This window comes from Pseudomonas sp. PDM17 (assembly GCF_014851985.1).
Classification (GTDB): Bacteria; Pseudomonadota; Gammaproteobacteria; order Pseudomonadales; family Pseudomonadaceae; genus Pseudomonas.
The window spans coordinates 541,160-565,101 of record NZ_JACVAT010000004.1 but is presented as its reverse complement, the minus strand read 5'-3'; the positions used below and the strand labels follow the sequence as shown (position 1 = coordinate 565,101).

Here is a 23,942-nt window from a genome sequence, read left to right as displayed (position 1 = left end):
TGGCGTCTTCAGAGCGGCATGGTAGCGCGCCTCAGACCGGTGCGTGGAAGCGCAGCGTGGTCGAGCCGCCCAGGTGCCGGCGCAGCGCTTCGATGGCGACCTTCACCTTGGCCGGCTGGGCATCGCGGCGCGGAGTGACGGCATAGATGCCGAACGGCGGCAGCGTCCACTCCGGCAGCAGTCGCACCAGCCTGCCCTCCTCCAGTGCCTCGCGGACTTCCGGCTCGGGCTGGGCTGACACACCGAGGCCGTCTAGGGTGAACTGGCGCAGGGCGATCATGCTGTTGGCCGCCACGCGCGCCTCGAGTCGCAGCTTGCAGTTTTCCCCGCCCGGCCCGCTGAAGTTCAGGTAGGCCTGGTGCGCCACGGTATTCAGCGAGAGCCAGTCCACGCTCTGCAGTTGCTGTGGATGATCGAGGGCCGGCATGCGGCGCAGGTACGCGGGAGCGGCGCAGATGACGTTGTTCCACTCCGCCAGGTGCCTTGCCACCAGGCTGGAGTCGGACAGCGTGCCGACGCGGATGGCGAGGTCGATGCGCTGTTCGATCAGGTCGATCTGCTCGTCGTGGAAAAACAGCTGCAGGCGCAGTTGGCGGTGGTTCTCCAGCAGCGGGCGCAGCGCCTCGGTGATCAGTTTGCCGGAGAATCCCACTGGCGCGGCCAGGCGCAGTTCGCCCACCGGCGCCTCGCGCCATTCGCCCAGGCGCTGCTCGGCCTCCTCGGCGATGGCGAGCATCTGCGCGCAACTTCGGTAGAAGGCTTCGCCGGCCTCGGTCAGCGTCAGCTTGCGGGTGGTGCGGTGCAGCAACGTGACCTGGGCGTGGGCTTCGAGCTTGCGGATCTGCTGGCTGACTGCCGAAGGCGTCATGCCCAGCGCCTCGGCTGCGGCGGCCATGGAGCCGCGCGCGACCACCGTGGCGAACACCGCCATGCCGCGAAGATTGTCCATTGTGAAGCTCCGCTAAAGAGTGAAAGGCAAAATAGCGGGTTTTTCCCTGGATTGCCGGCGCCTAGGATGTCATCTCCCAAAATGGAGAAGAGAAAAGATGCCTTCGAGCCGTGCCACCGTCCCTACCCCCGATGCCGCGCGCTACCTCAAGCGCCTGTGCAACCACTTCGCCCATAAGCTGCCGGTCGAACTGACCGACGACCGTGGCGTGCTGCCCTTCGATTTCGGCACCTGCCGTCTGCACGCGACCCCGGAAGCGCTGCTGATGGACGCCGAGTCCACTGATGCGGAAGGCCTCGAGCGCCTGCAGAACGTGGTGGTCAGCCACCTCGACCGTTTCGCCTGGAAAGAAGGCCAGCTGCCGGTGAACTGGCAAACCGCCTGACAAAGCTGGCGAAAAAAGCGCAAAAACGGAAAAACCCGGCCAAGGCCGGGTTTTTTGTTGCCTGGAAAAAGCCAGGCGTCGCTGAGGATTTGTGACCATGAGCGCTATCTTCGGTCATTGAAAATGCACGCACTCAATCAGGGTCGCTAAATAGGCAGAGATTTTGGTATTCGTTCGTTTGAATGCTTTTTAACCAAATTCCAAAGTCAATACCTTGAAACATCTTGTAACCGTGTGACCACTTTTACCCCAAGTTATCCACACGGTCGATGCGCAAAATCTGCACAGAACGCCCCTTTACCCGGAAAGCAGCCTGGTACGGCCAGCGCTCGACCAGCAATTCGCGCACGCCGGGCACTTCGCTGGGCACTCCGCTGCTGCTCTGTTCCAGGTTCGCCAGCGGGCTGACCTGCTCGACGATGTCCTGGATGGCCCGCAGTGCCTTCTCCGGGCCGATCAGCACGACGTAGTGGTCGTAGATGGCGTCCAGGTCAGCGGCAGCCTTGTGCGTCCACTGCAGGCTCATGCCAGGCCCCACTTGGCTTCGATGGCCGCGTGCTCCAGCAGGTGGCCGGCGTCGGCGTCCGCCACCCCTTCATCGATGGCTGCCACGTGCCAGCTCTGGCGCTCCAGGTACTGCGCCAGCGCTTGGCGCAGGTGGTAGGGCCGGTCCCGGTGGGTGGCGCGGGCCAGCTGGTCCAGCGCCGCCACGAGGGCATCATCGGCACGGAACGAGACAACGGTGGTCACTTTTTGAACAGCTCCGTTTACGCTGTATACAGTGTTTACAACGATAACATACGTATACGAATCAAGCACTTGAGGACGGGGAAGTTTTTCGCTTCGGGCGCCCGGAAAGGCGCCCGAAGGCCTGTGGATGCGGGCTGGAGCAGCACTTTCGCGGCGGCGAAAGTTGGCTTCCGGCTTCGGGGATTTGCCGGCGGGGCGAGGGGCATCAGGCTGGCGGGGCGAAGGCCTGATTCCCACACAACAACAACAGGAGCCCCCCGCCATGCTGCTCGATTACCTGATCATGCTGGTCTACGCCCTGGGCATGCTTGCCCTGGGCTGGTACGGAATGCGCAAGGCGCGCAACCAGAACGACTTCCTCGTCGCCGGGCGCCGTCTAGGCCCAGGGCTCTACCTGGGCACCATGGCTGCGGTGGTGCTCGGTGGCGCGTCCACCATCGGCACGGTGAAGCTGGGCTACCTCTACGGACTGTCCGGCCTCTGGCTGGTGTTCATGCTGGGCTTGGGGATCATCGTCCTCAGCCTGGTGTTCTCGCGGCAGATCGCGAGGCTGAAGGTCTACACCGTCACGCAGATCCTCGAGCAGCGCTACCAGGCGTCGTCGCGGCTGATCGGCGGCATCGTGATGGTTGCCTACGACCTGATGGTGGCGGTCACCGCGACCATTGCCATCGGCTCGGTGACCGAGGTGGTCTTCGAAATCCCGCGCATCCCGGCGATCCTCTGCGGCGGCGGCATCGTCATCGTCTATTCGGTGATTGGCGGCATGTGGTCGCTCACCCTCACCGACATCATCCAGTTCGTGATCAAGACCCTCGGCATCTTCGCCGTGCTGCTGCCGCTGTCGATCCACGAGGCGGGCGGCCTGTCGCGCATGCAGGAAGTGCTGCCGGCGGGCTTCTTCGATCTCGGCCACATCGGCCTGGACACCATCCTCACCTACTTCCTGCTGTACTTCTTCGGCGCGCTCATCGGCCAGGACATCTGGCAGCGCGTGTTCACCGCGCGCAGCGAGAAAGTGGTGCGCTACGCCGGCCTCGGCGCGGGCGTCTACTGCATGCTCTACGGCCTGGCCTGTGCACTGATCGGCGCCGCCGCCCACGTTCTGCTGCCCAACCTGGCAGTGCCGGAAAACGCCTACGCCGAAGTCACCCGCCAGGTGCTCCAGCCAGGCCTGCGCGGGCTGGTGGTCGCGGCGGCGCTGTCGGCCATCATGTCCACCGCCTCGGGCTGCCTGCTGGCGGCCGCCACGGTGTTCCAGGAGGACATCTATGCGCGCTTCCTGCGCCCTGGTGCGCCCAACGGCCTGCGTGAGAGCCGCCTGTTCACCTTGATGATGGGCGTGGTGATGCTGGCCCTGGCATGCCTGGTGAACGACGTCATCGGTGCCCTGAGCATCGCCTACAACCTGCTGGTCGGTGGCCTGCTCGTGCCCATCCTCGGCGCCCTGCTGTGGCGTCGTGCCTCCGCACGCGGAGCCATGGCCAGCATCGTGGTCGGTTGCCTGGTGGTGGTCGCCTTCATGGCCATCGACGGCGTGCTCGCCAATACCCCCATCGCCTACGGCTTGCTCGCCAGCCTGGTCACCTTCGTGGTGGTCAGCCTCGCCGGCGCACCCGCCGCCAGCTTGCAGGCGCAGGCCGACTGAATCTCAATCCGACAGGAGACGCCCCATGCCCCATGATTTCCCGCAACCCCTGGACGCCGCGCAGATCCCACGTTTCGCCGGCATCCCCAGCTTCATGCGCCTGCCGATCTTCGAGGACCCGGCGCAGGTGGATATCGCCCTGCTCGGCGTGCCCTGGGACGGCGGCACCACCAACCGCGCCGGCGCCCGCCACGGCCCGCGAGAGGTGCGCAACCAGTCGAGCCTGATGCGCAAGGTGCACCACGTCAGCCACATCGCGCCCTATGACCTGCTGCGCATCGGCGACATCGGTGATGCCCCGGTGAACCCCATCGACCTGCTGGATTCGCTCAAGCAGATCGAAGGCTTCTACCGGCGCATCCACGCTGCCGGCACCGTCCCGCTGTCGGTGGGCGGTGATCACCTGGTGACCCTGCCGATCTTCCGCGCGCTGGCCGCCGACCGACCCATCGGCATGGTGCACTTCGACGCCCACTCCGACACCAATGACCGCTACTTCGGCGACAACCCCTACACCCACGGCACGCCGTTCCGCCGTGCCATCGAGGAAGGCTTGCTGGACCCCAAACGCACGGTGCAGATCGGCATTCGCGGTTCGATCTACGACGCCGACGACGAAGCGTTCGCCCTTGAGCAAGGCATTCGCGTGATCCACATGGAAGAGTTCGCCGACCTGGGCGTTGCCGCCACGCTGGCCGAAGTGCGCCGGGTGGTGGGGCAGGGGCCGACCTACGTGACCTTCGACGTCGACGTGCTCGACCCGGCCTACGCGCCCGGCACCGGCACGCCGGAGATTGGTGGCATGACCACGCTGGAGGCGCAGCACATGATCCGCGGGCTGCAGGGCCTGAACCTGATCGGCGCCGATGTGGTGGAAGTTTCGCCGCCATTCGACCAGGGCGGGGCGACCGCGCTGGTGGGCGCCACCATGATGTTCGAGCTGCTCTGCGTGCTCGCTGATTCGGTCGCCGCACGCCGTTGATTACCCTGGGGGTTCACGGGGCGGCGCGCTCGGCGCTATAACGAAAGGCCCGCGCCCGCCGTCACGAGAACTCCCATGCTGGGCAATCTTTCCGATATCGACCTGCGCCTGCTGCGCACCTTCTGCACCATCGTCGAGGCGGGCGGCTTTACCGCCGCCCAAGTGCGCCTGAACACCAGCCTGTCGCGGCTGAGCGTGCTGGTGCGCGACCTTGAACTGCGCCTGGGCTATTCGCTGTGCCGACGCGGCAGTAGCGGCTTCCAGCTCACCGAGGAAGGGCAGCAGCTGTACGAGGCGGCGCTCGGGTTGTTCGTCGATATCGAGCGTTTCCGCGAGCAGGTGACCGGCCTCGGCGGCCGCGACCGCGAGGTGCTGCACCTGGGCTGCGTCGATGGTGTGCTCGGCCAGCACTGCTGGCCGCTGCCGCTGGCGCTCCGGCTGTTCCGCGAGGGTAACCCGAGGGTGCGTCTGAACCTGCATACTCAGCGCCCGGACGAGCTGGAAAACGCCGTGCTGGAGGAGCGCCTGCAATTGGCCATCGGCGCCTTCCATCATCGTTTGTCGGGGCTGCGCTACCAGCTCCTGTTCCGCGAAGAGCAGAACCTCTATTGCGCCCAGGGGCACCCGTTCTTCGCGCGTGCGCAGGACGAGCCTTCCCTGGAGCAGATCTGCGCGGCCGAGTACGTCGGCCGTGGCTACATGACCGAAAGTCGCCGGCCCCACGGGCTGGTCTTCGGTCGCGCCACCAACGCCTACAGCATGGAGGCCATCGCCAACCTGGTATTCAGCGGTACCTTCATTGGCTACCTGCCCACGCACTACGCGGCGCAATGGGTCGCACAGGATCGCCTGCGGGCGATTCGCCCGGCGCAGCTGGCCTACGTCTCGGAGTTCCATTGCGTGACACGCCAGGGCGCCGAACCGGGCGACGTGCTGGCAGCCTTCCTCGACGCCCTGGAGCGCGCTCAGGCCGAACTGGGTAGCGGGGCGCCGGCGTGAGCTGCCTGCAGACATTGCGCGAGGACGGTTTCGTCCTGCTGCGCGGCCTGCTGGACGCCGGACAGGTGGCCGAAGCGCGTTCGCTGATCGACGATCTGCGGCCGCTGCACTGGGACTACGAAGGGTTGGTGGATCATTACAAGTGCGTATTCAACCGCTCTCCGAGCTGGCTGCCCTTTCTCGACCCACCGGGGTTGATCGATCTGGCGGAAGCCGCGCTGGGCGCCGACTGCCACGTGATCGGCCAGACCGCCTGGCGCTGCCATCCCGGCTTCATCGGCGCGGACATGCACCAGGACTACCTGCCTGTTGCGCTGCCGGGGGCTGACCTGGAACTGCCAATGTTCATCTGCACGGCGCAGATCTATCTCGATGACATCGACGAAGCGCTGTGCCCCACCTGGGTGATCCCCGGCAGCCATCGCGCCGGCCGCGCGCCGGCACCGGACGAGCGCGAATGGGCGGGCAGGACGGCCGAGCCGGTGCTCTGCCGCGCGGGCGATTGCCTGCTGTTTCGTAGCGACTTGTGGCACGCCGGCAGCCGCAACCTGAGCGAGCGCACGCGCTACCTGCTGCAGGTGCACTATGGGCGCAGGATGGTCGCGCAGAAGTTCTCGCCCTACCTGGACTGGACCTTCAACCCCGAGGTGCTCGCCGCCTGCACGCCGCGACAACGGCGGCTGTTGGGCGATCACGAAGAGGCCGAGTACGACTGAATGGGAGACTCACTGATGAAGGCTGTACATGCCGGCGGCTGCCATTGCGGCCAGCTGCGCTATGAGTGCGATGCCGCGTTGACGGACGTCGCCCATTGCCATTGCTCGATCTGCCGGCGCACCACCGGCGGTATCGTCACCACCTGGGCCACGGTGCCTCTGGGCAGCTTCCGCTGGACCCTCGGGACGCCGGCCGAGTATCGCTCCTCGGCGTCCTGCATCCGCTACTTCTGCAGCCGTTGCGGCGCGCAGCTGGCGTTGTTCACCGATCAGGCGCCGGAGACTCTCGACCTGACGACGGCGACGCTGGATGAAGTGACGACAGTGGTGCCGGACCGGCATATCTGGGTGAAGAGCCGGCTGCCCTGGATACACCTGGACGAGCAGCTGGAAGAGGAGTGGGAAGAGAAGCTTTAGCGCTCCGTGAAGGAGCCAAGGTGGGGATTCGTAGGATGGGTGGAGCGCAGCGATACCCATGCTGCCCCTGAGCCGCAAACGATGGGTATCACTGCGCTCCACGCCATCCTGCGAGGTCAGTAACGGAGTATCAGGGCAGCTCCAGTCCGCCCGATGCCTTGTGCAGCTCGCGCAGGTGCGCGCCGATCTGCTTGGTGTTGGCTTCCAGCGCCGCCAGCTCGTCGCGGCGCTCCGGGGTGAGCAGGGCGCGCACTTCACGGTCGAGGTTGTCGCTGAGCTGGCGCAGGCGCTGCTGGCGCTGCTGCGTCTGTTTCTCCAGGGTTGCCGTCTCCGGCGCCTGGGGCAGGCCGTAGCCGCCGTCGAGCAGCTCGGCCGGGCGGCTGAGGAAGCCGCTGTCGTCGAGGATCTGCTGCAGTGTCTTGCCGGCCGCGGCGAGGTCCGGCTTGCTCTGCATGGCGTCCGGGTTGCTCAGGTACAGGCGCTTGAGCTCGTCCTGGGCCAGCAGCAGCTGGCGGCGCAGCGAGGCCTGTTCGAGCAGCAGCAGGGCGGCGCTGGAGCGCAGGTCGGCCTTGTCGAACCATGGGCGGCGCTCGACGGCGGGCAGGGCGAGCCAGTCCTCGACCTTGTCCTGCGGGACGTTCATGCGCTGCTTCAGCACATCGAACATGGCCTGGTAGCGGTCGCGGAAGGAGTCGAATCGGTAGCCCAGGCGCAGCGCTTCCTTGGGATCGTCCAGCACGCTGGCGTCGGCGATGCCCTTGTTCTCCAGCAGGCCGAGCACGCCGTAGGGCGTGATGCTGTCCATGGTCTGCAGGCTCTGGCGCTGGATGCCGCTGCGCAGCAGCTTGAGCGTCTCCACCGCGCAGTTGTTGGACAGGAAGTAGTAGTTGCCATCGTAGCTCCAGTGGCTCTGCGCCGATCGCTCCACCAGGCTGGCGACCTCGTCGCGGTTGAGCTTGAGCGGAATCGAGGCGAGGCTGCGCAGTTCGACCTTGGTGTATTCCTCGATCACCTGAGACAGCGGCAGCACGAACAGGCGCGAGGGGTAGGCGCCGGTCAGCCCATCCCAGCTGGAGAGCTGCAGGTCGCCGACGAAGGCGCGGTAGGACAGCACCAGGTGCTGGTCCAGATCCAGACGGCAGGCCGGGCCGCGCGGGCGCCCCGGTGCGCAGACCACCAGGCGCAGCATAGTGTGGCCCCAGCGGCTGGCGATCTCGGTATTGGCCTCGGCGATCAGGTAGTCGACCTCGTAGACGCGCTCCGGATCGAGATACCCCAGCGGCTGGCGGCCGAAGTCGCGGCCGGCGTTGAGGTAGGCATACCGGGTCGAGCATTCGTCGTGCGGGCGCTCGCCGAAGCGTTCCGCGTAGTAGCGGTACAGCGCCGGTCGGCGGCAGGCGAAGCTGCGGTCGAGGAGGAAGTACTCCATGTTCACCGCGACGTACTCGCGCGGGTTGGTCAGCTCGTAGCGGTCCGGACTGCGCAGCAGGAAGCGGTTGTGCTGTTCGCGCTCGCCATGCTTGCCGGCGTATTGCGGCCAGCCGGCGAGGTCGAGCAGGCGCGGGTCGTCCGAGAGGCTGAAGCGGCGGCCGGTCTGGCCACGGCAGTCGTCCGGTGCGCCGACGCGGCCGAGGCTTTTGTCGCGCATCGTGCAGCGGCGGATCACCCGGCCTTCGTCGGCATCCCAGAGGCGCGCGCGGTCGTAGAGGTGGGTCAGCTCATGGAGCAGGGTGGCCAGTAGTTCGCGGCGCAGGGTGCCGTGGGTGCGGCCGGTCTGCTTGGTGGCCGCGCTGCCGTCGGTGAGCGGGCCCAGATAGTGGGTATTCAGGGCGATGGCGCCGGGGCGCAGGGTGCGGCCCATGCCATTGCTGGGCAGGTCGTCGCGCCACTGCACCTGGACGCTGCGGTCCAGGCGCTGCACGAAGCTGTCCGGCAGGGTGTGCAGAGCTTCGTCCAGCAGTTGCTGGCTGGCCTGGCGCTGGGCGGCATTCAGGCCGTCGGCGTCCAGCTCCAGGCGGAGCGAGGCGTGGCTGCTGGCGGCGACGATCAGTGCCAGGGCCGCCAGCCAGCGGCCAGCCCGGAGTCTCACAGAGCGAGGATGGCTTCGGCCAGGTCCTGGTCGGAGGCTTCGCGAGCCTGCGGCACCTGCTCACGCAGTACCTTGAACGCGGCTTCCAGTTGCGCACCACGGATCGCGCCGTCGCTGCCAACGTAGCTGGCGGCATCGTCACGGGCTTCGCGGACGACTTTCATGTCACGCACGGAGGTGGTGGTGTCCGAGGTGAAGTCGATGCTGCGGGCGAAGGCGTTGGTGGTGATGTTGAACACGCGGATCACCGATTGGGCCTGGGCGGTGGAGGCGCAGGCGGCAAGCAGGAGGCCGAGGATCAGGGGGCTCTTGGAAAGCGAGCTGAGGCGCATGGATGTCTCCGAAAGGGCAGCGGGAGCTGCTCACGACTTATTTGGCAAGAATGGCTTCGGCCAGTTCCCGATCGTTTGCCGCCAGCGCCGGGTATTTCTGCCGCAGCCAGTGCAGCGCAGCTTCCAGGCGTGCGCCTCTGACAGCGCCATCCGTGGCAACGAACTGGGCCGCGTCATCACGGGCACCGCGCAGCAGCTTGTTGTCGAACGGCGCGCTGGTGACCTGGCTGGTGATGTAGCTGGTCCCCACCGGGAACTGAGTCGTCTGGTCGAACGCCTGGGCGGGCAGGGAACAGGTCAGTAGTGGCAGCAGGAACAGCAGGGTACGCATGGGCTTGGGCGATCGGGAAAGCACGGCCGCCAAGGCTAACGGAATGCGCGTGGGAGAGCCAGCGCAGAGCGCCGGGCGGAGCGCCCGGCGCGGAGGGTTCAGCCGATCAGATGGTCAGGATGGCCTGGGCCAGTTGCTGGTCATTGGCGGCCAGGGTCGGCAGCTTGCTGCGGATGTGGGCGAGGGCGGCTTCCAGGTGCGCGCCGCGGATCTGCCCCTGGCTGGCGACAAAGGTGGCCGCGTCGTCACGGGCTTCGAGGACGATCTTGTCGTCCTTGAAGGAGTTGCTCAGGTCCGAGGTGCCATCAGAGGTGGCGCCGGTGGCACGCACCGACAGGTCGGTGGTGTAGACGAAGCTGGTGGCGTAGGCGCCGGTGGCGCAGCCGATCAGGGCGGCAGCGGCGATCAGGCGAAGGCTGTTCTTCATGGAGTGGCTCCGGATAAGACCAAGCAAAGGTGGCCGGGGCGGCCACTCTAACTGTGCTCAGACTAGCCAAGACTGACCGGCGTCACCAGCATTCAGCGCCAGAATGGTTTCGAGATTTCTCGCACACGTTCGCTGGGGCTGATGCCGATATCCGCCAACTGGAGGCTGGTGAGTTCGGCGAGCTGGCGGCGGGTTCGCGCATTGCGCAGCCATTCACCAAGCAAGGCTGGTAGACGACGCAGCAGCAGCGCGGGCGGCGGAGTGGGCAGTTCGGATGACAGTGCGCGTTCCATGGCAGACCTCCTCGTAACCGTGATGGTTGGTCAATACAGGCTCGCACTGGTCGAGATGGCGCATCAGAGGCAGCGAGGGGTTATTGCAGGAGTACAGCGAGGGGAAATTCAGAACTGTACCGCCGTGGCTGAAGCTGGCTGTTCTGTGATCAGCGAGGGGAGGTGGTGCGGAAAAAGCGGCTTCCAGAATGCCACGGGCCGCTCCAGATGAGCGGCCTCAGGCAAACTACCAGTACAGTTGCGGCGAGCCTGGAGAGTGTGGCTCAGTTGTACTGTTGAATCAGCGCCAGAACGGCTTGTTCAGTTCGGCGTAACGCTGGGCTTCGCTGATACCGGCGTCGGCCAGCAGGCGGGAGTCCAGGCGAGCCAGCTGACGGCGGCTTTCCATGCGGCGCTGCCACAGGCGAACGGTGCCGACGAAGCCACGATGGGCGCTGGAGGTGCTACGGGTAGTGCTCAGAGCTGCGGAACCGAGGGTACGTTCCATGGTGGTCATCCTTCTCGCTTGTGGCGAGTAGTCAGTTGCTGAATGGATTGAGCATATGATCTGACTTTTCAGTCAGAGATGACAGGTACAGTTCAACTGTATTGTGGCTGGTCAGCCGATTGTAATTTTGAACTGTAATGGTCTTTTTCGGGGCGAACTGTACCGTTGCGCTCCATTCTGGTGCGCAATTGGTGGGCGTCTGAGGCTTTTTGCAGGTGCCGGCCAGGTTGGCGGCGGGGGAAGCTGAACAGTTGGTGCGGGATAAAAATCTGTTCAGGAGTGTTTTTACGTGGTTTTTTTCCGGCTGTAAACCCTTGCGGGCCATTCATTGCTGAATGACCCGCAAAGCGTCTGGAATCAGCTCGCCGCCAGCATGTGGCCGCGTTCTTCCAGATTGATATGCCACTCCAGGGCCTCGCGCAGGATGTGCGGGGTATGGCCGCCGCGCTCGCAGGCGGTATCGAAGTAACTGTTCAGGGCGTCTCGGTAGGACGGGTGCACACAGTTGTCGATGATCACCCGCGCACGCTCGCGCGGTGCCAGGCCACGCAGGTCGGCCAGGCCGACTTCGGTGACGAGGATGTCCACGTCGTGCTCGGTGTGGTCGACGTGGCTGACCATCGGCACCACGCTGGAGATGTTGCCGCCCTTGGCGATGGACTTGGTGACGAAGATGGCCAGGTGCGCGTTGCGGGCGAAGTCACCCGAGCCGCCGATGCCGTTCATCATCTTCGTGCCGCCCACGTGGGTGGAGTTCACGTTGCCGTAGATGTCGAATTCCAGCGCGGTGTTGATGCCGATGATGCCTAAGCGACGAACCACTTCGGGGTGGTTGGAGATTTCCTGCGGGCGCAGCACCAGCTTGTCCTTGTAGCGCTCCAGGTTGCCGAACACGTCGGCGTTGCGGCGGGTCGACAGGGTGATGGAGCTGCCCGAGGCGAAGCGCAGCTTGCCGGCGTCGATCAGGTCGAAGGTCGAGTCCTGCAGTACTTCGGAGTACATGGTCAGGTTCTCGAAGGGCGACTCGATCAGGCCGCACATCACCGCGTTGGCGATGCTGCCGATGCCGGCCTGCAGCGGGCCGAGGCTGTTGCTCATGCGGCCAGCGTCCACTTCACGCTTGAAGAAGTCGATCAGGTGGTTGGCGATACCCTGGGTTTCGTCGTCCGGCGGCAGCACGGTGGACGGCGAGTCCGCCTGGTCGTTGACGACGATGGCGACAATCTTTTCCGCCGGGATCGGGATGGCGGTGCTGCCGATGCGGTCGTCGACCTTGGTCAGCGGGATCGGTGTGCGGGTCGGGCGGTAGGTTGGGATATAGATGTCGTGCAGGCCTTCCAGGTTGGTGTTGTGCGCGACGTTGATCTCGACGATCACTTGCTTGGCGAAGATCGCGAAGCTGGCCGAGTTGCCCACCGAGGTAGTCGGCACGATGTGGCCTTCCTCGGTGATGGCGACGGCTTCGATGACAGCGATGTCCGGCAGCTTGAGCTGGTGGTTGCGCAGCTGCTCAACGGTTTCGGAGAGGTGCTGGTCGATGAACATCACGTCGCCGGCGTTGATCGCCTTGCGCAGGGTGCTGTCCACCTGGAAGGGCATGCGACGGGCCAGCACGCCGGCTTCGGTGAGCTGCTTGTCGAGGTCGTTGCCCAGGCTGGCGCCGGTCATCAGGCTGATGCGCAGCGGCTCCTGCTTGGCGCGCTCGGCGAGGGCCTTGGGTACGGCTTTGGCTTCGCCGGCGCGGGTGAAACCGCTCATGCCGACGGTCATGCCGTCCTTGATAAGGGCCGCGGCCTGGTCGGCAGTCATCACCTTGTCCAACAGGGAGGACATACGCACGCGATCACGGAACATGGGAAAACCTCGGGCAGTAGGAAGTGCGAGGCCGCCAGTCTAGGGACTCGGCGATTTTTGGCTCTTATACCAAGGTCGAAAAATCGCCCGGCCGGTTGCCTTCTTACTACCAAAGTTCAGGACATTTCCCTTTGCCGGAAAGCAAGACACCGGCGCGAGGCCGGTGTCTTGTGGATCGATGGTCGTCTTACTCGACGGCCTTGACCATGTCTTCGATGACTTTCTTGGCGTCGCCGAAGACCATCATGGTCTTGTCCAGGTAGAACAGTTCGTTGTCCAGGCCGGCGTAGCCGCTGGCCATCGAGCGCTTGTTGACGATCACGGTCTTGGCTTTGTAGGCCTCGAGGATCGGCATGCCGGCGATCGGCGACTTCGGATCGTTCTTCGCGGCCGGGTTCACCACGTCGTTGGCGCCCAGTACCAGCACCACGTCGGTCTGGCCGAACTCGGAGTTGATGTCTTCCATCTCGAACACCTGCTCGTAAGGCACTTCGGCCTCGGCCAGCAGGACGTTCATGTGGCCCGGCATACGGCCGGCAACCGGGTGGATGGCGAACTTCACGTTGACGCCGCGATGGGTCAGCTTCTCGGCCAGTTCCATCAGCGCGTGCTGGGCACGGGCCACCGCCAGGCCATAGCCGGGGACGATGATCACGCTGTCGGCGTTGGTCAGCAGGAAGGAGGCGTCGTCGGCCGAGCCGGATTTCACCGGGCGGGCTTCTTTCGCACCTGCCGGACCGCCAGCGTCCGCTTCGGCGCCGAAGCCACCGAGGATGACGTTGAAGAACGAGCGGTTCATCGCCTTGCACATGATGTAGGAGAGGATCGCGCCCGAGGAGCCCACCAGGGAACCGGCGATGATCAGCATCGAGTTGTTCAGCGAGAAGCCGATACCTGCCGCGGCCCAGCCGGAGTAGGAGTTCAGCATCGACACGACGACCGGCATGTCGGCGCCGCCGATCGGGATGATGATCAGCACGCCGAGGATGAAGGCCAGGGCCAGCATCACGACGAAGGCGGTGAGGTTACCGGTGAACATGAACAGCAGGCCGAGACCCAGGGTGGTCAGGCCCAGCGCCAGGTTGAGCATGTGCTGGCCGGTGAACTGCACCGGGGCGCCCTGGAACAGGCGGAACTTGTACTTGCCCGACAGCTTGCCGAAGGCGATCACCGAACCGGAGAAGGTGATGGCGCCGATGGCCGCGCCGAGGAACAGCTCCAGGCGGTTACCGGTCGGGATGGTGTCGCCCAGGTTCTGCACGATGCCCAGCGACTGCGGCTCGACCACGGCGGCGATGGCGATGAACACGGCGGCCAGGCCGATCATGCTGTGCATGAAGGCGACCAGTTCCGGCATCTTGGTCATCTCGACGCGCTTGGCCATGATCGAACCGGCGGTGCCGCCGACCAGCAGGCCGATGATCACGTAGACGATGCCGGTAGTGGCGATCTCGCTGCTGATCTTGAACACCAGGGCTACGGTGGTCAGCGCGGCGATGGCCATGCCGATCATGCCGAACAGGTTGCCGCGGCGCGACGTGGTCGGGTGCGACAGGCCTTTCAGGGCCTGGATGAAGCAGACCGAGGCGATGAGGTAGAGCAGGGTGACGAGGTTCATGCTCATGTCAGTGCTTCTCCGCCTTCGGCGCTTTCTTCTTGAACATTTCCAGCATGCGGCGGGTGACCAGGAAGCCACCGAACACATTCACTGCAGCCAGGGCCACGGCCAGGGTGCCCATGGCTTTGCCCAGCGGGGTGACGGTCAGGGCGGCGGCCAGCATGGCGCCGACGATCACGATGGCCGAGATGGCGTTGGTCACTGCCATCAGCGGGGTGTGCAGGGCAGGGGTGACGTTCCAGACCACGTGGTAGCCGACGTAGATCGCCAGCACGAAGATGATCAGGTTGTAGATGCCGTGGGAGATCAGCATGTCTTCCATAGTTTCTCACCGGTCTTCAGGGCCGGACGCGGGGTCCGGCGCGTTCTTATATAAGAAGGGCTTCAGCCGTTCTTGCGCACGATCTGGCCATCACGGCACATCAGGCACGCGGCGACGATGTCGTCTTCCATGTTCACCGTGAAGCCTTCGGCAGTCAGGGTGAGCTTGAGGAAGTCGAGCAGGTTGCGTGCATAGAGTGCGGAGGCGTCTGCCGGCACCAGCGCGGCCAGGTTGCTCAGGCCAACGATGGTCACGCCGTGCTTGACCACGACCTGGTCGGCCTCGGTCAGCGGGCAGTTGCCGCCCTGGGATGCCGCGAGGTCGATGACCACCGAGCCCGGCTTCATTTCGGCGACGGTCGCTTCATGCAGCAGGGTCGGTGCCTTGCGGCCCGGAATCAGTGCGGTGGTGATGACGATGTCCGACTGCTTGGCGCGCTCGTGCACGGCCTTGGCCTGGCGCTCCATCCACGAGGCTGGCATCGGGCGGGCGTAACCGCCGACGCCTTCGGCGCACTCGCGCTCTTCATCGGTCTCGTAAGGCACGTCGACGAACTTGGCGCCCAGGGACTCGATCTGCTCCTTCACCGCCGGGCGCACGTCCGACGCTTCGATCACCGCACCCAGGCGTTTGGCCGTGGCGATGGCCTGAAGGCCGGCAACGCCGGCGCCGAGGATCAGCACGCGGGCGGCCTTAACGGTGCCGGCGGCGGTCATCAGCATGGGCATGAAGCGCGGGTAGTGGTGGGCAGCGAGCAACACGGCCTTATAGCCGGCGATGTTGGCCTGGGAAGAGAGCACGTCCAGGCTCTGCGCGCGGGAAGTACGCGGCGCGGCCTCGAGGGCGAAGGCGGTGACACCGCGTTCGGCCATGCGGGCGATGTTCTCGTTGTTGAACGGGTTGAGCATGCCGATCAGCACGGTACCCGGCTTCATCTGCGCCAGCTCGCTTTCGCTGGGCGCGACAACCTTCAGCACAAGCTCCGAGCCGTAGGCATCGGCGGCAGTGCCGATCTTCGCGCCAACGGCTTCATAGGCGGCATCCGGCTGGCTGGCGCTGACGCCTGCACCGCTCTGAATGACGACCTGATGGCCCTGCCCGATCAGTTTCTTGACCGTCTCCGGCGTTGCTGCGACCCGCGTCTCACCGGCTTGGGTCTCGAGGGGTACACCGATCTGCACTTGCAAATCTCCTGCGTGATCCTGGGATTGTCCGGGCTACTACGTTGGCGACCCGGGTTATCTAACTGGCAACGGTCTAATTCTTGTTCTGTGACCGGGCTGTGACCCGGTGGCCGCGGCATTGTGCAATCGAACCTGGAGGGCATCAAGAAGTTCTGGAGTGGTACGAAGCGATAACTACAAGTCACGTTTGGACCCATAGTTTTCCGGTCGCCACCGAGGCCGCGTGGGCCCTGGTGTTTAGCCTAATTGCCTATTGTGACCGGACGGAAATGTCATCCTCGCCGTGAATGCCCCCCCATCAGAGGCTTCCCATGCCCACCGAAAGGCCCGGTAATCCTGCAACAGGCTCAGGCATAGGTGTTAATTAATGTTTCTAATATGGAGTATGAGTCATTCCTGATGCCTGATTTCCTGTAGCAGATTTTTTACATTGACTACGGGGTCAGGAATTTCGCCAGGAAGCTTCAAGGCCGCGTGTTACACCGCGCCAGAGCCCTGAGAAGAGGTTTAGCAGAAAGTCCGGATTTGTCCGCGGAAAGCGGGAATGACACGGAAAAAACAACGGCCACCCTTATAGGGTGGCCGCTGGGGGTGAGACACGGTGTCGCGGGTCAGTGGCTGGCGCCGACTATGCCGGGAAGCTGGGCGACCAGCTTGTCGTTGTGCAGCGGGGCGCGGATGAAGCCGTGCTGGGTGTTGTCCGGGCCGATGATGACCAGGTTGCCGCTGTGGTCGACGGTGTAGTTGGGCTTGCTGGTGTCGGCCGGGATGTAGGGGATGCTCATGGCGTTGGCCAGCTTCTGCACGTTCTCTTCCGAGCCGGTGATGCCCTTGAAGCCGGCATTGAAGAAGCCGAGGTATTCCTTGATGCGCGGCGCGGTATCGCGGTGCGGGTCGACGCTGACGAACACCACCTGCAGGTTCTTCGCCACTTCCGGCGGCAGCTTGCTCTGCAGCTCGCGCAGTTGTGCCAGGGTGGTGGGGCAGACGTCCGGGCAGAAGGTGTAGCCGAAAAACAGCAGGGACCACTTGCCCTTCAGGCTGGCGGTCTGGAACGGCTGGCCGTCCTGGTCGGTGAAGGCGAGGTCGGGGACGCTGCGGGTCTGCGGCAGGATCACGATGCCGGCGTCGAGAAGCACGGTCGGGTCGAGCTGGTGGCGCTGGTTGAGCACCTTCTGGACGGTGAGGCCGAGGATCAGGGCGACGATGGCGACGAGGATGAAGACGGTCTTGTTGACTCGGGACATGGGGTTCTCGTGGGTCGGGACGTCTGGGTGAGTGCCGGGTTCGCGGGGCCGCCCCTTTGGAGCGAGCCCGCGAACCGGCCTCAGTAGTTCAGGTGCAGCGGCAGGTAGTGGTCCACCAGCAGCGCGATGAACAGCAGGAACAGGTAGGCGATAGAGTACTTGAAGGTCTTGATCGCCGCATGGGGTCGGCTGCCGCAGTAGAGCGCCCAGGCCCAGTCGAGGAAGCGCGCGCCCAGGGCCAGCGCGGCGAGCAGGTAGACCAGCCCGGCCATGTGGATGGCGAAGGGCATCAGCGTCACGGCGAACAGCACCAGGGTGTAGAGCAGGATGTGCAGCTTGGTGTAGTGCTCGCCGTGGGTCACCGGCAGCATCGGGATGTCGGCCTTGGCGTATTCGTCCTTGCGGTGCAGGCACAGGGCCCAGAAGTGCGGCGGGGTCCAGGCGAAGATGATCAGCACCAGCAGCAGCGGTTCGGCGGAAATCTGCCCGGTCACCGCGACCCAGCCCAGCAGTGGCGGGGCAGCGCCGGCGAGACCGCCGATGACGATGTTCTGCGGCGTGGCGCGCTTGAGAAAGCCGGTGTAGAGCGCCGCGTAGCCCAGCAGCGAAGCCAGCGTCAGCCAGGCCGTCAATTCATTGGTGAACACCAGCAGCACCGCCATCCCGGCTACCGACAGCAACATGGCGAAGCCCAGCGCGATGGGCGGCGAGACGCGTCCTTCGGCCAGCGGGCGCTTGTGGGTGCGCGCCATGATCGAGTCGATGCGCCGGTCCACCACGTGGTTCACTGCTGCCGCGCCGCCGGCGCACAGGCCGATACCGAGGTTGCCGAAGACCAGCACCTGCCAGGGCACGCCGGCCTTGGTGGCGAGCAGCATGCCGATCAGCGAGGTGATCAGCATGAGCAGGACCACCTTGGGCTTGGTCAGTTCGAGCAGGTCGCGCCAGCTGGCTTGGCTGGAAGTGCTGATGACGCTGGCCATGGGCATTTCTCCTGACTTCTTCATAGGGGGCCGGCACGCCGTGGCGCCGGCCTTCGTGCTCAACCGTGCAAGGTCACCCCTGCGAGGGATACGCCACCGGGCGCTCCAGGGCGTCCAGGGTGATCGGGCTGCTGGCAGGCAGCTCGACGTTTTTCGCTGCGGGCGCGCGCACCCGGTAATTCACCAGTACCAGCATCAGCAGCAGGAACGCGCCGCCGCCGTTGTGCGCCACCGCTACCGGCAGCGGCAGGTGCAGCAGCACGTTGCTGATGCCCAGGCCGATCTGCAGGGACAGCCCCAGCAGCATCAGTGCGGTAATGCCGATCAGGCCGTGGCGCTGGAGGTTCCAGGCCAGCAGCAGGATCACCGCGGTCACGCACAGAGCGCCCATGCGGTGGGTCATGTGGATGGCCGTGCGGGCGTCGCTGTCGAGCTGGCCGCCGAGGTAGTTCGGGCCGATGTGCTGGGTGAGGTGGAAGCCGTTGGCGAAGTCCATGTTCGGCCACCACTCGCCGTGGCACATCGGCAGGTCGATGCAGGCCACTGCTGCGTAGTTGCTGCTGACCCAGCCGCCGAGGGCGATCTGCCCGATCACCATCAGCAGGGCCAGGGCTGCCAGCGCGCGTAGCTTCGACGGCAACTGCAGCGGGGCGAAGGCGCCGGACAGGCGCAGACTGAGCAGGAACAGCAGCGACAGCGTGGTGAAGCCGCCCAGCAGGTGTGCGGTGACCACCTGTGGCCAGAGCTTGAGGGTGACGGTCCACATGCCGAATGCCGCCTGGGCGATCACTACCGCGAGCAGCAGCAGCGGCAGGCGCATCGGTTGGCCGTCACGGCCCCGACGCAGCAGTGCGTGCACCGCCAGCCCGAGAATCAGCAGGCCGAGGCTCCCGGCGAAATAGCGGTGGATCATCTCGTTCCAGCCCTTCTGTGCCTCCACCGGCGAGTCGGGGAAATGCATTTCGGCGTGAGCCAGTTGCGCCTCGTTCAGTGGTACGTGGACGAAGCCATAGCAGCCGGGCCAGTCCGGGCAGCCAAGACCGGCATGGGTCAGGCGGGTATAGGCGCCCAGCAGGATGACTACGAAAGCCAGCGCCGTGGCCAGCACGGCGAGGTAGAAGGCGGGTTTGCGTCTTGCCTGGATCATGCGTCGCTCCCGATCTTGTTTTTGTCGTGGGGCTGGCGATGTCTCGACCGGCTTAACCGATGTTCGAAAGCTTCAGCAGCAGCTGCAGGTCCTTGAGGATCGACTTGCCGTTGGCCTTGGCGTCGTAGCGCAGCACCAGGTTGCCATGGGGGTCGACGATCCACAGTTGCGGCTGGGCGCCGGTGTGCTGGTTGGGTGTCAGGCCCAGTCGCTGCAGGCGCGGGTAGTCCTTGTCGAGCAGGCCGGTGAACTCGACCGGCAGCGGCTTGGCGAAGGCCAGCGCGTGTTCGGCGCGACTGGCTTCGCGGCCCAGGCCGATGTTGATCTGGCGCGCCAGGTAGACCAGTTGCTGACAGTCGCTGGCGCAGGTTTCCGGTGCGGTCACCAGCAGTTGCCACTGGTCGCTGGCCTTGTCGTCCTGCACGCCGAGATCGGCCGGGGTCTGACCGGTGGCGATCAGGTCGCCGTGGTAGCTGCGGCCGTCCGGCACCCAGAACTGCAGCTTGTACATGGCGGTGGCGAGCAGCATCGGCCCCAGCACCATGCCGAGGATCAGCAGCAGTTGCACACGCCCGCGGCGGCGGGCAGTGGAGTCAGGCAGAGTCATGGCGGTCATGGTCGAAGGTCTCCCGTGCGCGACGGATGCCGAGGTAGAGGTAAAGGGCGGAAAGCGCGATGGCCAGGGCGAACCACTGCACGGCATAGCCGACGTGGCGCTCCGGCGGCATGGCGACGATCGGCCAGTCGGTGTCGAAGGCGGCGTCGCCCGGCTCCAGGCGGATTTCCAGCGGGCTGCCTTCGCGGCCGAGCTGGTCCCACAGGAACGGGGCGTCCACCTGGGTGATCAGGCGTGGCCAGCCGGCGAGCGGGGCGCTCTGGCCGGCGGCCAATGGGGTGTAGGTCCAAGCGTCCAGCAGCAGGTCGTGGCTGGGCGTATCGATCTTCGGCGGCACGCGGCGGTCGGGCCAGGGCACCCAGCCGCGATTGACCAGCAGCCACTGGTGGCCGACGCGGTCGAAGAAGGGCTGCAGCACCTCGACGCCGGCCTGGCCGTTGCGGGTGCGGTTGTCGAGCAGGGCGGTGTGCTCGGCGTCGAGCTGGCCTTGCAGGCGTACTCGAACATAGCTGCGCGGCGGTTGGCGCTCGAGCTCGGCGATGCTGATCGGGTCCTGCTGGCGCTGCACTTCGGAGGCGGCGAGGAGGGTGCGTTTTTCGGCGGCGCGCGACAGTTGCCAGAAGCCCAGGCCGATCAGCACCGGCAGCAGTGCGAGGACCACCAGGGTCGGCGCGATACCGGGCCGGAAGGCGCGTGTGGCGCGGCCTTCCTGTGCCGGATCGGGCCGGTGCTCAGATGCGTGCTGGCTATACTGCAAGACATCCCCCTCAACCCCAGTCCCCTGCGGACAGGAGGCCGGTAGTGCTCAAAGCTGCGATCGTTCTGTTGTTGCTGGCGACCGTCGTCAGTCTGTTCAGTGGCCTGTTCTTTCTGGTCAAGGACGAGGGCCATGGTTCTCGGGTGGTGAGCGCGCTGACCGTGCGTGTCACCCTGACTGCCCTGACCGTCGCTCTCATCGCCTGGGGTTTCTTCAGCGGCCAACTCGGCAGCTCCGCCCCCTGGCACTTCTGATCTCAAAAAGGCGCGGGCCAAGGCCCGCGCCACCGCGCTTCACAGCACGTAAACGAAGATGAACAGCCCGATCCACACCACGTCGACGAAGTGCCAGTACCAGCTGGCCGCCTCGAAGCCAAAGTGTTTGTCGGCGTCGAAGTGCCCCCGAATGATGCGGATCAGCATGATGCTCAGCATGATCGCGCCGATGGTCACGTGGGCACCGTGGAAGCCGGTGAGCATGAAGAAGGTCGCGCCGTAGATGCCCGAGCCCAGGGTCAGGCCCAGCTCGCTATAGGCCTCGTGGTACTCGTAGGCCTGCAGCACGATGAAGCAGGCCCCTAGCGCCACGGTCGCCGCCAGCCACATCTTCAGCGGGCCGCGATGGTTCTTCTTCAGTGCATGGTGGGCGAAGGTCACGGTGAAGCTGGAGGTGACCAGCAGCAGGGTGTTGATCAGCGGCAGCTTCCACGGATCGATCACTTCCTTGGGCGGCGGGAACAGCTTGTTGTCCGGGTTGTTGAGCTGCGGCCAGCCGGTTTCGAACTGCGGCCAGAGCATGTGCGAGATGCCATGGTGACCTTCGCCGCCCAGCCATGGGTTGACGAAGTGGCGCACGTAGAACAGCGCGCCGAAGAAGGCGGCGAAGAACATCACCTCCGAAAAGATGAACCAGCTCATGCCCCAGCGGAACGAGCGGTCCATCTGCGGGCTATAGAGCCCGCCGCGGCTTTCCTTGATGACGTTGCCGAACCAGCCGAACAGCATGTACGCCAGGATCAGCCCGCCGGCGAAGAAGATCCACGGGCCGTGGGAGTGCTCCTTGCCGGCGCTCATGTCGTTCATCCAGGTGCCGACGCCAAACATCGTCACCAGCATGCCGATGGTGGCGATGATCGGCCACTTGCTCTGCGCGGGGACGTAATAGGGATCGTGGGTTGCCATCTCTCTTGTTCTCCTTTGCCCTTCAGCGCTCGTTACTGGCCACGGGTGGCTTGCGGGCAGTGATGTCGAACAGCGTGTAAGCAAGCGTCAGGTGACGCACATCCTTGGGCAGGTCGCGGTCGACGATGAAGCGCACCGGCATTTCGATGCGCTCGCCCGGCTGCAGGACCTGCTGGGTGAAGCAGAAGCATTCGGTCTTGTGGAAGTAGGTGGCTGCTACCGACGGCGCGATGCTCGGGATCGCCTGGGCAGTCATCGGCTTGTCAGTGGGGTTGTAGGCGACGAACAGCATCTGGTTCACCGCGCCGGGATGCACCACCAGCTGCTCGGCCTCGGGGTGGAACTCCCAGACCATGTCGATGTTGTTGTTGGCGACGAACTGGATCTTCACCTCGCGCGACTGATCGACCACCTGGCCGTCGCCCTGGTAGGCGCTGCCGGAGGTCTTGCCGTTGATGCCCAGTGCCTTGCACATCACGTCGTACAGCGGCACCAGGGCGAAGCCGAAGGCGAACATGGCGACCACGGCTATGACCAGCCGGGTCACCAGCTTGCGTGTTTCGATGTTGCCGTCGCTCATGGCTTGCTCCTCCACCGCGGGAACGGCCGATGTCGCTCCCGCCGCTGTGGGTTCACTTCACTTCCGGAGGCGTGCTGAAGGTGTGGTACGGCGCCGGCGAGGGAATGGTCCACTCCAGGCCTTCCGCGCCATCCCACGGCTTCGCCGGTGCCGGCTTGCCGCCCTTGATGCACTTGATGACGATGAACAGGAACAGCAACTGCGTGGTGCCGAACATGAAGGCGCCGATGGAGGAGACCATGTTGAAGTCGGCGAACTGCAGGTTGTAGTCCGGAATCCGCCGCGGCATGCCGGCAAGCCCGACGAAGTGCATCGGGAAGAACGCCAGGTTCATGCCGATGAAGCTCATCCAGAAGTGCAGCTTGCCCAGGGTCTCGTCGTACATGTGGCCGGTCCACTTCGGCAGCCAGTAGTAGGCCGAGGCGAAGATGCCGAAGATCGCGCCGGGCACCAGCACGTAGTGGAAGTGCGCCACCACGAAGTAGGTGTCCTGGTACTGGAAGTCCGCCGGGGCGATGGCCAGCATCAGCCCGGAGAAGCCACCGATGGTGAACAGGATGACGAAGGCCACGGCGAACAGCATCGGCGTCTCGAAGGTCAGCGAGCCCTGCCACATGGTCGACGCCCAGTTGAACACCTTCACCCCGGTGGGCACGGCGATCAGCATGGTCGCGTACATGAAGAACAGCTCGCCCACCAGCGGGATGCCCACCACGAACATGTGGTGCGCCCACACGACGAAGGACAGGAAGGCGATCGAGGCGGTGGCGTAGACCATCGAGGTGTAGCCGAACAGCGGCTTGCGGCTGAAGGCCGGGATGATCGAGCTGACGGCGCCGAACGCCGGCAGGATCATGATGTACACCTCGGGGTGGCCGAAGAACCAGAACACGTGCTGGAACAGCACCGGGTCGCCGCCGCCGGCCGCGCTGAAGAAGCTGGTGCCGAAGTGGATGTCCATCAGCATCATCGTCACGCAACCCGCCAATACCGGCATCACCGCGATCAGCAGGAAGGCGGTGATCAGCCAGGTCCAGACGAACAGCGGCATCTTCATCAGCGTCATGCCCGGGGCGCGCAGGTTGAGGATGGTGGCGATCACGTTGATCGCGCCCATGATCGAACTCATGCCCATCAGGTGGATGGCGAAGATGAAGAAGGTCACGCTGTGCGGCGCGAAGGTCGTCGACAACGGCGCGTAGAAGGTCCAGCCGAAGTTCGGGCCGCCACCGGGCATGAACAGGGTGCTCACCAGCAGGCCGAAGGCCGCCGGCAGCAGCCAGAAGCTGAAGTTGTTCATGCGCGGCAGGGCCATGTCCGGCGCGCCGATCATCAGCGGAACCATCCAGTTGGCCAGGCCGACGAAGGCCGGCATCACCGCACCGAAGACCATCACCAGGCCGTGCATGGTGGTCATCTGGTTGAAGAACGCCGGCTCGACGATCTGCAGGCCCGGCTGGAACAGTTCGGCGCGGATCACCATGGCGAAGGAGCCGCCGAGCAGGAAGGCGCAGAAGCTGAACCACAGGTACAGCGTGCCGATGTCCTTGTGGTTGGTGGTCAGTACCCAGCGCATCAGGCCCTTGGCAGGGCCGTGGTGGTGGTCGCCGGCGTGAGAATGGTCGGGGTGATCGATCACTGTACTCAT

The 23,942-nt window shown here is 65.0% G+C and carries 29 protein-coding genes; 7 read left to right on the top strand and 22 right to left on the bottom strand.

Annotation, left to right across the window (positions count from 1 at the left end; genetic code table 11):
• Positions 1 to 31: 31 nt before the first annotated feature.
• Positions 32 to 949, bottom strand: coding sequence for a LysR family transcriptional regulator (locus IB256_RS16885; RefSeq protein ID WP_192294279.1), 918 nt, complete (start codon positions 947 to 949; stop codon positions 32 to 34).
• 97 nt (positions 950 to 1,046) lie between these two features.
• Here IB256_RS16885 and IB256_RS16880 point away from each other — a divergent pair, with 97 nt between their 5' ends.
• Positions 1,047 to 1,334, top strand: a complete 288-nt coding sequence (locus IB256_RS16880) for a DUF2218 domain-containing protein (RefSeq protein WP_192403365.1) — start codon at positions 1,047 to 1,049, stop codon at positions 1,332 to 1,334.
• A gap of 244 nt (positions 1,335 to 1,578) precedes the next feature.
• On the opposite strand, the gene IB256_RS16875 is transcribed toward IB256_RS16880, so the two are convergent.
• Positions 1,579 to 1,860: a type II toxin-antitoxin system RelE/ParE family toxin gene (locus tag IB256_RS16875; RefSeq protein WP_192403363.1), complete on the bottom strand. Its 282-nt coding sequence runs from the start codon at positions 1,858 to 1,860 to the stop codon at positions 1,579 to 1,581.
• Positions 1,857 to 2,084, bottom strand: coding sequence for a CopG family ribbon-helix-helix protein (locus IB256_RS16870; protein ID WP_045213580.1), 228 nt, complete (start codon positions 2,082 to 2,084; stop codon positions 1,857 to 1,859). The genes IB256_RS16875 and IB256_RS16870 overlap by 4 nt, the downstream gene beginning before the upstream one ends.
• A 262-nt stretch (positions 2,085 to 2,346) precedes the next feature.
• On the opposite strand from IB256_RS16870, the gene IB256_RS16865 reads away from it, so the two are divergent.
• From IB256_RS16865 to IB256_RS16845, 5 genes are all read left to right on the top strand, one after another.
• Entirely contained in the window at positions 2,347 to 3,732 is a 1,386-nt protein-coding gene (locus IB256_RS16865) for a sodium:solute symporter (RefSeq protein WP_151188885.1), read from the top strand.
• A 25-nt stretch (positions 3,733 to 3,757) separates the two neighbouring features.
• On the top strand, positions 3,758 to 4,714 hold the full coding sequence (gene speB / locus IB256_RS16860) for an agmatinase (RefSeq protein ID WP_192403361.1): 957 nt from the start codon (positions 3,758 to 3,760) through the stop codon (positions 4,712 to 4,714).
• A gap of 75 nt (positions 4,715 to 4,789) precedes the next feature.
• A complete protein-coding gene (locus IB256_RS16855; protein WP_192403359.1) occupies positions 4,790 to 5,713 on the top strand; it encodes a LysR family transcriptional regulator in 924 nt (307 codons plus the stop codon).
• Positions 5,710 to 6,429: a phytanoyl-CoA dioxygenase family protein gene (locus tag IB256_RS16850; RefSeq protein WP_192403357.1), complete on the top strand. Its 720-nt coding sequence runs from the start codon at positions 5,710 to 5,712 to the stop codon at positions 6,427 to 6,429. The genes IB256_RS16855 and IB256_RS16850 overlap by 4 nt, the downstream gene beginning before the upstream one ends.
• A 15-nt stretch (positions 6,430 to 6,444) precedes the next feature.
• Entirely contained in the window at positions 6,445 to 6,846 is a 402-nt protein-coding gene (locus IB256_RS16845; RefSeq protein ID WP_192403354.1) for a GFA family protein, read from the top strand.
• Positions 6,847 to 6,976: 130 nt separating this feature from the next.
• On the opposite strand, the gene IB256_RS16840 is transcribed toward IB256_RS16845, so the two are convergent.
• From IB256_RS16840 to IB256_RS16765, 16 genes are all read right to left on the bottom strand, one after another.
• Positions 6,977 to 8,935 (bottom strand): DUF4105 domain-containing protein, encoded by a 1,959-nt coding sequence (locus tag IB256_RS16840; RefSeq protein WP_192403353.1) that lies wholly within the window; start codon positions 8,933 to 8,935, stop codon positions 6,977 to 6,979.
• Entirely contained in the window at positions 8,932 to 9,267 is a 336-nt protein-coding gene (locus tag IB256_RS16835) for a DUF2388 domain-containing protein (RefSeq protein ID WP_192294266.1), read from the bottom strand. Before IB256_RS16835 ends, IB256_RS16840 begins: the two co-directional genes overlap by 4 nt.
• A 37-nt stretch (positions 9,268 to 9,304) precedes the next feature.
• Complete coding sequence (locus IB256_RS16830) at positions 9,305 to 9,598, bottom strand: DUF2388 domain-containing protein (protein WP_192403351.1); 294 nt, start codon at positions 9,596 to 9,598, stop codon at positions 9,305 to 9,307.
• Between the two features lie 106 nt (positions 9,599 to 9,704).
• Positions 9,705 to 10,025, bottom strand: a complete 321-nt coding sequence (locus IB256_RS16825; RefSeq protein ID WP_081518914.1) for a DUF2388 domain-containing protein — start codon at positions 10,023 to 10,025, stop codon at positions 9,705 to 9,707.
• A 92-nt stretch (positions 10,026 to 10,117) separates the two neighbouring features.
• Positions 10,118 to 10,318 carry a DUF1127 domain-containing protein gene (locus tag IB256_RS16820; protein ID WP_192294262.1) on the bottom strand — a complete coding sequence of 67 codons (201 nt, stop codon included), beginning with the start codon at positions 10,316 to 10,318 and terminating at the stop codon, positions 10,118 to 10,120.
• Between the two features lie 280 nt (positions 10,319 to 10,598).
• Positions 10,599 to 10,805 carry a DUF1127 domain-containing protein gene (locus IB256_RS16815; protein WP_138213368.1) on the bottom strand — a complete coding sequence of 69 codons (207 nt, stop codon included), beginning with the start codon at positions 10,803 to 10,805 and terminating at the stop codon, positions 10,599 to 10,601.
• Positions 10,806 to 10,836: 31 nt separating this feature from the next.
• On the bottom strand, positions 10,837 to 11,130 hold the full coding sequence (locus IB256_RS16810) for a hypothetical protein (protein ID WP_192403349.1): 294 nt from the start codon (positions 11,128 to 11,130) through the stop codon (positions 10,837 to 10,839).
• 32 nt (positions 11,131 to 11,162) lie between these two features.
• Positions 11,163 to 12,659, bottom strand: a complete 1,497-nt coding sequence (locus IB256_RS16805) for an acetyl-CoA hydrolase/transferase family protein (RefSeq protein WP_192403347.1) — start codon at positions 12,657 to 12,659, stop codon at positions 11,163 to 11,165.
• A 187-nt stretch (positions 12,660 to 12,846) separates the two neighbouring features.
• Entirely contained in the window at positions 12,847 to 14,283 is a 1,437-nt protein-coding gene (locus IB256_RS16800) for an NAD(P)(+) transhydrogenase (Re/Si-specific) subunit beta (protein ID WP_192403345.1), read from the bottom strand.
• 1 nt (position 14,284) lies between these two features.
• Entirely contained in the window at positions 14,285 to 14,599 is a 315-nt protein-coding gene (locus IB256_RS16795) for an NAD(P) transhydrogenase subunit alpha (protein WP_015474896.1), read from the bottom strand.
• Between the two features lie 62 nt (positions 14,600 to 14,661).
• Positions 14,662 to 15,780 carry a Re/Si-specific NAD(P)(+) transhydrogenase subunit alpha gene (locus tag IB256_RS16790; protein WP_192403344.1) on the bottom strand — a complete coding sequence of 373 codons (1,119 nt, stop codon included), beginning with the start codon at positions 15,778 to 15,780 and terminating at the stop codon, positions 14,662 to 14,664.
• Positions 15,781 to 16,394: 614 nt separating this feature from the next.
• The gene (locus IB256_RS16785; RefSeq protein WP_192403342.1) at positions 16,395 to 17,030 is read right to left on the bottom strand and encodes an SCO family protein; all 636 of its coding nucleotides are present in this window, start codon (positions 17,028 to 17,030) and stop codon (positions 16,395 to 16,397) included.
• Between the two features lie 80 nt (positions 17,031 to 17,110).
• A complete protein-coding gene (gene cyoE, locus IB256_RS16780; protein ID WP_081518896.1) occupies positions 17,111 to 18,013 on the bottom strand; it encodes a heme o synthase in 903 nt (300 codons plus the stop codon).
• 73 nt (positions 18,014 to 18,086) lie between these two features.
• Positions 18,087 to 19,160: a COX15/CtaA family protein gene (locus IB256_RS16775; protein ID WP_192403340.1), complete on the bottom strand. Its 1,074-nt coding sequence runs from the start codon at positions 19,158 to 19,160 to the stop codon at positions 18,087 to 18,089.
• Positions 19,161 to 19,212: 52 nt separating this feature from the next.
• Complete coding sequence (locus tag IB256_RS16770) at positions 19,213 to 19,776, bottom strand: hypothetical protein (protein WP_192403338.1); 564 nt, start codon at positions 19,774 to 19,776, stop codon at positions 19,213 to 19,215.
• A complete protein-coding gene (locus IB256_RS16765) occupies positions 19,754 to 20,533 on the bottom strand; it encodes an SURF1 family protein (RefSeq protein ID WP_192294248.1) in 780 nt (259 codons plus the stop codon). Before IB256_RS16765 ends, IB256_RS16770 begins: the two co-directional genes overlap by 23 nt.
• 44 nt (positions 20,534 to 20,577) lie before the next feature.
• On the opposite strand from IB256_RS16765, the gene IB256_RS16760 reads away from it, so the two are divergent.
• Positions 20,578 to 20,787, top strand: a complete 210-nt coding sequence (locus IB256_RS16760; RefSeq protein ID WP_192403336.1) for a twin transmembrane helix small protein — start codon at positions 20,578 to 20,580, stop codon at positions 20,785 to 20,787.
• A 39-nt stretch (positions 20,788 to 20,826) separates the two neighbouring features.
• Here the strand turns inward: IB256_RS16760 and IB256_RS16755 are convergent, their stop codons facing one another.
• The 3 genes from IB256_RS16755 to ctaD are packed head-to-tail and all read right to left on the bottom strand — an operon-like array spanning position 20,827 to position 23,942.
• Positions 20,827 to 21,714 (bottom strand): cytochrome c oxidase subunit 3, encoded by an 888-nt coding sequence (locus tag IB256_RS16755; RefSeq protein WP_138213360.1) that lies wholly within the window; start codon positions 21,712 to 21,714, stop codon positions 20,827 to 20,829.
• 22 nt (positions 21,715 to 21,736) lie between these two features.
• The gene (locus IB256_RS16750; RefSeq protein WP_081518891.1) at positions 21,737 to 22,294 is read right to left on the bottom strand and encodes a cytochrome c oxidase assembly protein; all 558 of its coding nucleotides are present in this window, start codon (positions 22,292 to 22,294) and stop codon (positions 21,737 to 21,739) included.
• A 52-nt stretch (positions 22,295 to 22,346) separates the two neighbouring features.
• Entirely contained in the window at positions 22,347 to 23,942 is a 1,596-nt protein-coding gene (ctaD, locus tag IB256_RS16745; protein ID WP_081518890.1) for a cytochrome c oxidase subunit I, read from the bottom strand.

Bases quoted from the DNA above. Each gene is read 5' to 3' on its own strand.
- IB256_RS16885 (WP_192294279.1), bottom strand. From the start codon at position 949: ATGGACAATCTTCGCGGCATGGCGGTGTTCGCCACGGTGGTCGCGCGC.
- IB256_RS16880 (WP_192403365.1), top strand. From the start codon at position 1,047: ATGCCTTCGAGCCGTGCCACCGTCCCTACCCCCGATGCCGCGCGCTAC.
- IB256_RS16875 (WP_192403363.1), bottom strand. From the start codon at position 1,860: ATGAGCCTGCAGTGGACGCACAAGGCTGCCGCTGACCTGGACGCCATC.
- IB256_RS16865 (WP_151188885.1), top strand. From the start codon at position 2,347: ATGCTGCTCGATTACCTGATCATGCTGGTCTACGCCCTGGGCATGCTT.
- speB (WP_192403361.1), top strand. From the start codon at position 3,758: ATGCCCCATGATTTCCCGCAACCCCTGGACGCCGCGCAGATCCCACGT.
- IB256_RS16855 (WP_192403359.1), top strand. From the start codon at position 4,790: ATGCTGGGCAATCTTTCCGATATCGACCTGCGCCTGCTGCGCACCTTC.
- IB256_RS16845 (WP_192403354.1), top strand. From the start codon at position 6,445: ATGAAGGCTGTACATGCCGGCGGCTGCCATTGCGGCCAGCTGCGCTAT.
- IB256_RS16835 (WP_192294266.1), bottom strand. From the start codon at position 9,267: ATGCGCCTCAGCTCGCTTTCCAAGAGCCCCCTGATCCTCGGCCTCCTG.
- IB256_RS16830 (WP_192403351.1), bottom strand. From the start codon at position 9,598: ATGCGTACCCTGCTGTTCCTGCTGCCACTACTGACCTGTTCCCTGCCC.
- IB256_RS16825 (WP_081518914.1), bottom strand. From the start codon at position 10,025: ATGAAGAACAGCCTTCGCCTGATCGCCGCTGCCGCCCTGATCGGCTGC.
- IB256_RS16820 (WP_192294262.1), bottom strand. From the start codon at position 10,318: ATGGAACGCGCACTGTCATCCGAACTGCCCACTCCGCCGCCCGCGCTG.
- IB256_RS16815 (WP_138213368.1), bottom strand. From the start codon at position 10,805: ATGGAACGTACCCTCGGTTCCGCAGCTCTGAGCACTACCCGTAGCACC.
- IB256_RS16810 (WP_192403349.1), bottom strand. From the start codon at position 11,130: ATGGCCCGCAAGGGTTTACAGCCGGAAAAAAACCACGTAAAAACACTC.
- IB256_RS16805 (WP_192403347.1), bottom strand. From the start codon at position 12,659: ATGTTCCGTGATCGCGTGCGTATGTCCTCCCTGTTGGACAAGGTGATG.
- IB256_RS16800 (WP_192403345.1), bottom strand. From the start codon at position 14,283: ATGAGCATGAACCTCGTCACCCTGCTCTACCTCATCGCCTCGGTCTGC.
- IB256_RS16795 (WP_015474896.1), bottom strand. From the start codon at position 14,599: ATGGAAGACATGCTGATCTCCCACGGCATCTACAACCTGATCATCTTC.
- IB256_RS16785 (WP_192403342.1), bottom strand. From the start codon at position 17,030: ATGTCCCGAGTCAACAAGACCGTCTTCATCCTCGTCGCCATCGTCGCC.
- cyoE (WP_081518896.1), bottom strand. From the start codon at position 18,013: ATGGCCAGCGTCATCAGCACTTCCAGCCAAGCCAGCTGGCGCGACCTG.
- IB256_RS16775 (WP_192403340.1), bottom strand. From the start codon at position 19,160: ATGATCCAGGCAAGACGCAAACCCGCCTTCTACCTCGCCGTGCTGGCC.
- IB256_RS16770 (WP_192403338.1), bottom strand. From the start codon at position 19,776: ATGACCGCCATGACTCTGCCTGACTCCACTGCCCGCCGCCGCGGGCGT.
- IB256_RS16755 (WP_138213360.1), bottom strand. From the start codon at position 21,714: ATGGCAACCCACGATCCCTATTACGTCCCCGCGCAGAGCAAGTGGCCG.
- IB256_RS16750 (WP_081518891.1), bottom strand. From the start codon at position 22,294: ATGAGCGACGGCAACATCGAAACACGCAAGCTGGTGACCCGGCTGGTC.
- ctaD (WP_081518890.1), bottom strand. From the start codon at position 23,942: ATGAGTACAGTGATCGATCACCCCGACCATTCTCACGCCGGCGACCAC.